This is a genomic window from Pelagibius sp., assembly GCF_028289705.1.
GTDB lineage: Bacteria > Pseudomonadota > Alphaproteobacteria > Kiloniellales > Kiloniellaceae > Pelagibius.
In genome coordinates, this window is sequence record NZ_JANQOI010000168.1 from 24534 (window position 1) to 33235 (window position 8702).

The window sequence follows — 8702 nt, forward strand, 5'->3', positions numbered from 1 at the left end:
CAGAGTGGGGGATTGGCGCCGGTCTGAGCCGCGAGATCCCCGGCAACCAACCGCTCAGGCCTGCAGTTCGGCCAGCAATTCGGCGAGCAGTTCCATCCCGGCACCCCAGCCCTTGTCCATGCCGGCCATCGCGGCGGCGAAGCAGGCGATCTCGGCCTCACTTGCCTCATGGGGCACCCAAGTCAGACGCAAGCTGGTTTTCCCGTCCGCTTCCTCGAAGGTCACGGTCGTCAGCAGCACCCTTGGCCAGTCAGCCATCATGGGGTTGGAGATGACGTTCCAGTCCGCGTCGGATACCGAGTGCAGCCAGACCAGCCGCTCCGGCGGGCTGACCTCCGTGAATTCGACCCGCTGATAGTTGGACTTGCCGTCCCACCGCATCTCGTTGAGCCACAGCCCGCCGGGCTGCAGGTCGAAGCGGTGGACAAGCGTCTCCACCCGCGGGCCATACCAGCGCGCCAGAAGCTGCGGCTCAGTCCAGGCTTTCCAAACCAGTGCGCGCGGGGCATCGAACACCCGCTCCAGCACATAGGTCGGCAAGTCACTCATGTCCGTTTCCCCCGTGATCGGATCCCTGCGTCTCGGTCTTCTTTAGCTCTTCCAGCAGGCCGTCGAGCTGGTCGAAGCTTTCTGACCAGAACTGCCTGAACGCTTCGAGCCAGCCGACCGCGGCTGCCATCGCCTCTGCCTTCAGCCGCGCCGGCCTGCGTTGCCGGTCGACGTCCCGCTCGATCAGCCCCGCCCGCTCCAACACCTTCAGGTGCTTGGAGACCGCCGGCTGGCTCATCGCAAAGGGCTCGGTGAGTTCGTTCACCGAGGCCGCGCTGGCGGCCAGCCGCGACAGGATCGCCCGCCGCGTCGGGTCAGCAAGCGCGGCGAAGACCGCGTCCAGGGTCTCTGGGTCCGCCCCACGGTCAACTCCATCCATAACCATATGGTTATATAAAGAATCATGCGGCGTCAACCGTCGGCGCTCCAGTTCGGGGCTCGCCGTACAGGGCGAAAGCGGCAGTCCTTGTGTCAGTCTGATGGGGGAAGGGGGCTCAGCGCTGGGTGAGCTTGAACTCGATGCGGCGGTTGCGGCGGAAGGCGATCTCGTCGTCGCCGGCATCCAGCGGCTGAAACTCGCCGAAGCCGGTGGCGGCCAGCCGGTTCGCCGGGATGCCCCGCTCGATAAGGAACTTCACCACCGAGATAGCGCGCGCCGAGGAGAGTTCCCAGTTGGAGGGGAACTGGAAGGTGGCGATGGGCGCGCGGTCGGTGTGGCCGTCGACGCGCAGCACCCAGTCCAGCTCCGCGGGGATGGTTCCCGAGATTTCCCGCAGGGTCTCGGCCAGCCGGCCCAACTGGACCTGGCCCTCCTCGCCGATGGTGGCCGAGCCGCTGCCGAAGAGGATCTCAGACTGGAAGACGAAGCGGTCGCCGACGATGCGGATGTCCTGGCGGTTGCCGATGGCTTCGCGCAGCCGGCCGAAGAACTCGGAGCGGTAGCGCGCCAGCTCCTGCACCTTGCTGGCCAGGGCGACGTTGAGGCGCTTGCCGAGATCGGCGATCTGCACCTGCTGAGCCTCGTTCTCCGCCTCCGCCAGATCGAGGGCCTCGGAAAGGGTGGTGAGTTGCTGGCGCAGCGCCGCCAGTTGCTGGTTCAGGAGGGAGATCTGGATCTGCGCCTCTTCGGAAAGCTGCTGCTGCTCCGCCAGGGCCTCGCCCTGTTCCCGTCCCGCGGCCTCGGCTGCCTTCAACTGCTCGGCCAGGTCGTCGCGCAGGGACTTGAGGATGGCGATCTCGGCCAGCTGGGTTTCGATCTTCGCCTTGTCCGCCTCGATGGTGGCATAGGCGTCCTCCAGATCCGCCTTGCCGGCGGCGATCAGCGCCAGGGCCTCCTCCAGCTTCTTCTGGTCGGTGCTCATGCGCGCCAGCGCCGCCTCCAGCCGGGCGCGTTCGGCATCCAGCTCCGCGTTGCGGGCGGCCAGCGCCTGGCGGATCGTTTCCAGCTCTTCCTGGGTGAGGCTCTGGGCCTCCCGGCTCGCCGCCAGTTCCTCCTCGCTGGCGGCCAAAGCCTGCTGGCTTTGCTCCAGATCCTCCTGGCTTTGGGCAAGGTCCTGGCGGCTGCGTTCCAATTCCTCGGCACGGGCCGCGAGGGTTTCGCGGTTTTCCTCCAGCAGGGCCTGGACCGCCGCGAGGGCCGTCTCGCGCTCGCTGAGGTCGCTGCGCAACTGGGCCTGGGCCTGCTCGCTCTCGCCCAGCAAGGCCGTCAGCCGCCCGGTCTCGTCCTGCTCGCTGGCCAGCAGGCGGGCCAGCTCGTCGCGTTCGATGGTCAGGCTCGAGAGCTGCTCCGACAGGCTGTCGCGTTCGCTGAGCAGGGCGGCGAGCTGGTTGGTCAGGCTGTCGCGCTCGTCGGCCAGGGAGGAGACCTGGCTGGAGAGCGACTCCTGCTGTTCGCTGAGGGCGGCGAGCTGGCTGGCCAGAGACTCCCGCGAGGCGAGGGACGACTGCAGCTCGGAGGAAAGCTGCGCCACGTTCACCCGCAGTTCCTCGTTAGCGCTGCGCTCCAGCGCCAGCAGGTCGGCCAGCTCGGCGATCTCGCTTTCCAGGCGCAGCAGCGCCTCGTCCTTGCCGGTCAGGGCGACCGACAGGAAGAACTGCGCCACCATGAAGACCATGAGGACGAAGATGACCACCAGCAGCAGGGTGGCGAGGCCGTCGACAAAGCCCGGCCAGATGTTGATGGACCGGCGCGACCCGCCGCGGCCGAGGGCGTACATTAGGACCCGCTATCTGGATTGGGTGCGCCATGAGACGGTCGGGAACGCCCCGTGGCTAGGAGCACCGGTGCAGGCGATGTGGGCCATCGGCCAGCCGGTGCGACGACGTCCACGGGGCGTTCCCGACCGCCCGCACTGCTGTCCGGTTTAGCTTTCTTCCGTTTGCGAAGAGGGTCGCATTGCAAGGTGTTGGAGCCGGGCAGTTGGTTGTAGGACAGGAAAGCGAGCCCGGAGTGGTGGACGGCTTTTGGCTGAAAGGTTGTCACCCCCACCCCAACCCTCCCCCGTCGAAGGGGGAGGGGGAAGTTATTGGAGCGGCTGGGAAAACTCTCCTCCCCCCTTGACGGGGGGAGGTTGGGAGGGGGGTGAGCTACACACCCGATGGCAGCCTGTTTTCCCCGATGCTGACCTAAACCGGACAGTAGTGGACCGCCCGCGGGGTCGCTTTTCGCTCCGCACCCGCGGCGTGGCCCCGCTTGCCCGATGCACCACATCGTGCTGCGCGCGGCTTCTGTCAGGTGCGGCCGAAAAGTCGATCTCATGATGCACCTAATCCTGAGAGTGGGCCCTAGCCTTCCTCGGCCATGGCGGCCAGGGTGCGGGTCAAGAGGCGGATCTCGCTGCGCAACTCTTCCACCGCCTGTTCGCGTCCGCCGGCCATCTCCGCGGCCATGCGTTCGAGCCGCAGGTCGAGGTTGCGGATATGGCCCTTGGTCGCCTTGTCGAGACCGGCTTCCTCGCCGCTGGCTTCGGCGATTTTCGCCAGCAGGGGCTTGAGGCTGGCCTGGGTCTCGGCGATGGACAGCATCACCGACTGTTCGGTGCGCATGTGGTCGGTGAGGTTGCTTAGCCGCTCGGTCAGCGCCGCCAGATTCTGGTTGATGGCGACGCGGTCTTCCTCCCCGCGGGCCACGGTGCGCTGGAGCTGTTCCATACTGTCGGCGGTCTTTTCAAGCAGCGCGTGGACGTAGGCGGAGACCGGCTGATCGCCTTCGCCGGTGACGCCGGCGCTGCTCAGCTTGGTGATGCTGGAGAGCCACTCTTCCAGCTCGTTGACGAAGCGGTTGTGGGCCTGGGCCGAGTTCAGTTCGAGGAAGCCCAGAACCAGGGAGCCGGCGAGGCCGAAGAGCGAGGAGCTGAAGGCCGTGCCCATGCCGGAGAGCGGCGCTTCCAGGCCGCCCTTCAGATCCTCGAAGAGGGCCACCGGGTCGCTGCTGCCGCCAGAGAGGCCGCCGATGGTCTCGCCCACCGCATTCACCGTGTCCAGCAGGCCCCAGAAGGTGCCCAGCAGGCCGAGGAAGATCAGCAGGCCGATGAAATAGCGGGAGATCTCGTGGGACTCGTCGATGCGGGTCTGGATGGTATCCAGAAGGGTGCGCATCGACATGGTGGAAAGGCTCAGCCGGCCGGCCCGATCGCCGATCATGGTGACCATGGGCCCCAGCAGCCGGGGCGGCGATTCCTGGGACAGGGTGCCGGGAAAGATCAGCCCGCCGCGGCTTTCGCGCCGTAGGGTTTCCAGCCAGTGGATCTCGCCCCTGAGGCCGAGCACCTGCACGAAGCTGAGGCCGATCCCGAACAGCAGGATCAGCATGATCAGCCCGTTGAGCAGCCAGTTGGCCAGAAAGGCGTCCTGCAATTGCGGTGCGATGAAGGCGCCGGCAATGATGACGGCAGCCAGGAAGAGCACCATGCGCAGGAGATAGGTCTGCAGGAAGGACATCCGAGCGGTCTTACCCTTGCACCCGCTCGTTCCCCCCTAGAGCGGGTCTCCCAATGAATCCGTGCCGTCGCCGCGAATCGCTGCCGCGCCGGGACTCGGCACTACATATCACGCACCAGGGCCTGTCGCACTCATTTCGCCGTCGTGGCAGGAGCCGATATTCGCCCTGGTCAATCCATTGAGGGTTAGGAGCGGGCGGCACCGTGGGGTGAATTCCCACAAGGCATCCGCGGCGCGGTCCTAGGAAGTATCAGCCCCGTCCCGAAGGGATCCGGCGAAATGCATGTCGACAGACCCTAAGGGTTAGCTGCCAATGGGCTTGATGTCGACCCGATTTGCGGGGCCGCTGCCGGAGAGGGCGCTGGGCGGGCGCACCTGGATTCGCGCCGAGGGGATCCCGGCGTCGATCAGGAAGGTCCGGACCTTGAGAGCCCGGGAGAGGGCCAACTGGCGCGCGAGATCGGGCGATCCCTCTTCGCTGGACGCGAAGCCCAGGACCTGAATGCGATCTTCATCGCTGCCGCGCAGGTCATCGGCCAGGGTGCGGAGCGCGGCGCGCGCCGAAGGCGTCAATTCGGCCGAGTCCGCATCGAAGGTGAAGGAAATGTCTTCCATCGCCACCGGGTCCAGCAGGGCGGCGGTCTGCTGCAGGGTGGCGGGGGAGGCCGGTGTCTCGGCGACGGGCACGTCGGTGGCGGCCGCGCGCTCCTCAGGCAGCAGGCTGACCGGCGCGCTGTCCTCGCTGACCGCCGGTGAGGGCGAGGGCAGGCTGCTCGTCGGCGGCGCGTCGGCACGCAGGGAATCGTCCGGGCGTTCGGACAGCAGGGCGACATCCGCCACCTCGGCCAGCGACGGATCCGCCGGCGCCTCCGCCGGCTCGCTGGCCATCGTCTCCAGCGAGCTCTCGGCCACAACGGTGGCCGGTTCGGGGGCCGCTTCAGACGCAACACTGGGGGACGGCGCGGGCGTGTCTGCGGTCTTGCCCGCAAATTCGGGTGCCAGTCCCGGCGGTGGCGAGAGTTCCGCCGTTTCGACCGGAATCGGGGCCAGGGAAGGCCGCTGCTCGGCGAGGCTCTCCTGCAGGCCCGGTTCCTGCTCGGCCGGCTCCGCTGCGGCCATCTGCGCGGCGGGCGCTTCCAGGGCGGCCAGCATCGCCGGCGTCGGCTGCGGCTTGCGCGGGGCCGGCATCGGCAGGGGACGGGAATCGATGATGACGGTCTGGAACTCCCACTTGCCGTCATCGGCCGCCGGCGGCTGGTTCCCCTTGGCCAGCGGCAGCAGAAGCTGGGACTCCGGCTCCGGCCCGTTGGCGAAGGCGTTTTCGAAGGCCTTCTTGCGCTGCTGGTCGTTGGCTTCCACGGAGAAGCCCGGGGTCAGGCTGCTGGAGGGGGCCTGCAGCGGCGGGAACAACAGGGTTCCCGGGCGGGTCACCAGAATACCGTCGCCCTGGCGCGGCGGCTGGCCGGGCTGGGCGTTGGGGGTGCTGGGCTCGAGCCCGGGGAACTGTACCGCCGGCCCGATGGGCACCGGCGCGTTCAAGGGCGGCGGGCTGGGCGGCAGCGGGGCGATGGGCTCCGGTCCCGGGCCCAGACTGTCCAGCACCTCGGTATTGATGTGGATGCCCGAATTCGAGCGGGTCTGGGCCTCCGCCGGGTCGCCGGCCAGAGCCAGCGTCAGAGCGCCGGAGGCCGCAAGAAGTCCCGCCGCGATCGCTTTCAGCGATCCGGCACCACGGATTTCATGGCGCGTGAAGCACCCGCGATCGGCGGACATGGTCATTCGGCCCCTGAATTCCCCCGGTTCTCCGCAGAGAACGCTTTTGGTTAACAGTATTCCTCCTGCAGGCCCGGGACAACCGAATTGCGGGCGCGGACGGCGCCGGCCCGCCGCGGCGACACGGACTGCGAGGACCCTATTATCGCGCCCTTTGGTTACCCAAAGGTTTGCGCAGGAGCTTCATGAGGTCGCTGTGGATGTTGTTGTTGCTGGCCAGAATCGACCCGCTTTCCAGGTTGATTGTCTTGCCGTTCAATTCGCTTACGTAGCCGCCGGCCTCGCGCACCAGGATCGTCCCGGCGGCGATATCCCAGGCCGAGAGGCCCCATTCCCAGAAGGCGTCGAAGCGCCCGGCGGCCACATAGGCCAGGTCCAGGGCGGCCGAGCCCCAGCGGCGGATGCCGGCGGTCTGTTCCATCACCGCGTCGATCTCGCCCAGGTATCGCTCGCGGTCGCCGTGGCCGATGTAGGGGGCGCCGGTGGCGATCAGGCTCTCGGCCAGGCGGTTGCGCGAGGAGACCCTGAGCCGCCGGTCGTTGTGGAAGGCGCCGCCGCCGCGCTCGGCATGGAAGAGATCGTCCTTGATGGGATCGTAGATCAGCCCGGCGATGATCTCGCCGCGCTCCTCCAGGGCGATGGAGATGGCGAACTGCGGCAGGCCGTGGAGGAAGTTGGTGGTGCCGTCCAGGGGGTCGACGATCCAGCGCCGGCCGCTGTCGTCGCTCGGCGCCACCGCGCCGGACTCCTCCATCAGGAAGCCGTAGCCGGGCCGCGCCCGCGACAGCTCCTCACGGATGGTCTTCTCGGCTTTCAGGTCGGCGGCGGAGACGAAGTCCGCCGGCCCCTTGCGGGAGACCTGGAGATTTTCGACCTCGCCGAAGTCGCGCTTGAGGCCGCGCGCGGCCTTCTCGGCGGCCTTGGCCATGACGTTGATGAGGGCGGAACGGGTGGCCATGGCGGCAGGGGGCTTTCTTGACGGCGGCCGAGAGGCGGAGAGAAGGGAGGGGCGGGGAGCCTGGCTCAGCCCTTGGCCCGCTCGACGTAGCTGGCGTCGGCGGTGTTGACGACGATGCGGGTGCCGCTTTCGATGTGCGGCGGCACCATGACCCGCGAGCCGTTCTCCAGCACCGCCGGCTTGTAGGAGGAGGAGGCGGTCTGCCCCTTCACCACCGCGTCGGCCTCGACGATTTCCATGATCACCGTGTCCGGCAGCATGACGGAGATCGCCTCGCCCTCGTAGGACTCGATGGTGACGGTCATGCCGTCCTGCAGGAAGACCACCGGCTCGCCCACCATGTCCTTGTGCAGGCTGATCTGCTCGTAGCTCTCGTTGTCCATGAAGGTCAGCATGTCGTCGTCGGCGAAGAGGTACTGGAACTCCTTCTGGTCCAGGCGCACCCGCTCCACGTCCTCGCTGGCGCGGAAGCGCTCGTTCAGCTTGGTGCCGTCGCGGATGTCCTTCAGCTCCACCTGCAGATAGGCACCGCCCTTGCCGGGCTGGGTGTGCTGGATCTTCACCGCGCGCCAGAGACGGTTCTTGTGCTCGATGACGTTGCCGGGACGGATGGCATTGCCGTTGATCTTCATGTCTGATGGGTCCGAGAAGTGGTGCCGCGAAAAAGCGCGCGGAAGCTACCAGCTTGCCCCCAAGGTGACAACGCCCCTCAGAGGTTGTGGCCGGCCGCTTTTGCAAGGCCGGTGAAGGCGGCGAGGGGGTTGTCCACGTGCAGCCACATATCGGCATTCAAGGCGATGAAATCGGCGCCGGCTTCGGCATAGGATCGGACCGCCGCCGGGTCCCCGGCGCCGCAGACGACCAGCGGCGGGGTCATGGAGCGGGCCCACCAATCGACCAGGTCCGGATCGGTGGCTTCCGAGCCATCCAGGGCGCCGAAGGCGACGTAGTCGGCGCCCTCCTCGCCGGCCAGCATGGCGGCGTGGCGGGAGGCGCCGCAGGCGGCCCCGAGGATGACGCCCTCGCCGAGCTGGCGGCGCAGGGCCTTCACGGCACCGGGCTTCTCGCCGAGCGACAGGTGCACCCCGTCGCCGCCGCTAGGCTCGACCAGACCGACGCGGTTCTCGAACAGCACGGCAACGCCGGCGGCCTGGGCCCGCACCAGCAGGGGCGTGGCCCGTTCCAGATGGGCATCGTCGTCGAGCGCGCCGTCGCGCAGCAGCAGCACCGAGAGCCCGTATTCGAGGGGATCGCCGAGCCCGGTGAGCAGGCCGTCGAGGGCGCCGGCCAGTGCGTCGCCGGCCGCCGCCGGGTCGTCCAGCGGCGGAGTCACAAGGAGGAATTGGGGGAGCGGGTCAGGCACGGCGTTCGAGGGGTAGGTGATCGTTTATGACTGTTGCAGCCATTGGCGGCAGGCTTCGGCGGGGTCGCTCTGCCCGGCCAGGTCCAGGCTCTCCAGCTTGCCGGTGATCAGGTGATAGCC

8 protein-coding genes are annotated in these 8702 nt (G+C 67.9%); all 8 read right to left on the bottom strand.

From position 1 onward, the window contains the following. Positions 1-54 precede the first annotated feature (54 nt). Entirely contained in the window at positions 55-549 is a 495-nt protein-coding gene (locus tag Q0996_RS20915) for an SRPBCC domain-containing protein (protein WP_299624405.1), read from the bottom strand. Beyond that, positions 542-928: a helix-turn-helix transcriptional regulator gene (locus Q0996_RS20920; protein WP_299624407.1), complete on the bottom strand. Its 387-nt coding sequence runs from the start codon at positions 926-928 to the stop codon at positions 542-544. Before Q0996_RS20920 ends, Q0996_RS20915 begins: the two co-directional genes overlap by 8 nt. Before the next feature lie 115 nt (positions 929-1043). Then, positions 1044-2765 (bottom strand): peptidoglycan -binding protein, encoded by a 1722-nt coding sequence (locus tag Q0996_RS20925; protein ID WP_299624409.1) that lies wholly within the window; start codon positions 2763-2765, stop codon positions 1044-1046. A 568-nt stretch (positions 2766-3333) separates the two neighbouring features. Continuing rightward, entirely contained in the window at positions 3334-4488 is a 1155-nt protein-coding gene (locus Q0996_RS20930; protein ID WP_299624412.1) for a flagellar motor protein MotA, read from the bottom strand. A gap of 303 nt (positions 4489-4791) precedes the next feature. Continuing rightward, positions 4792-6261: an OmpA family protein gene (locus tag Q0996_RS20935; protein ID WP_299624415.1), complete on the bottom strand. Its 1470-nt coding sequence runs from the start codon at positions 6259-6261 to the stop codon at positions 4792-4794. Positions 6262-6403: 142 nt separating this feature from the next. Next, positions 6404-7219, bottom strand: coding sequence for an inositol monophosphatase family protein (locus tag Q0996_RS20940; protein ID WP_299624418.1), 816 nt, complete (start codon positions 7217-7219; stop codon positions 6404-6406). Between the two features lie 65 nt (positions 7220-7284). Beyond that, positions 7285-7851, bottom strand: coding sequence for an elongation factor P (efp, locus tag Q0996_RS20945; RefSeq protein ID WP_299624420.1), 567 nt, complete (start codon positions 7849-7851; stop codon positions 7285-7287). 77 nt (positions 7852-7928) lie between these two features. Then, the gene (locus Q0996_RS20950; protein ID WP_299624423.1) at positions 7929-8552 is read right to left on the bottom strand and encodes a thiamine phosphate synthase; all 624 of its coding nucleotides are present in this window, start codon (positions 8550-8552) and stop codon (positions 7929-7931) included. Between the last annotated feature and the right edge of the window lie 150 nt (positions 8553-8702).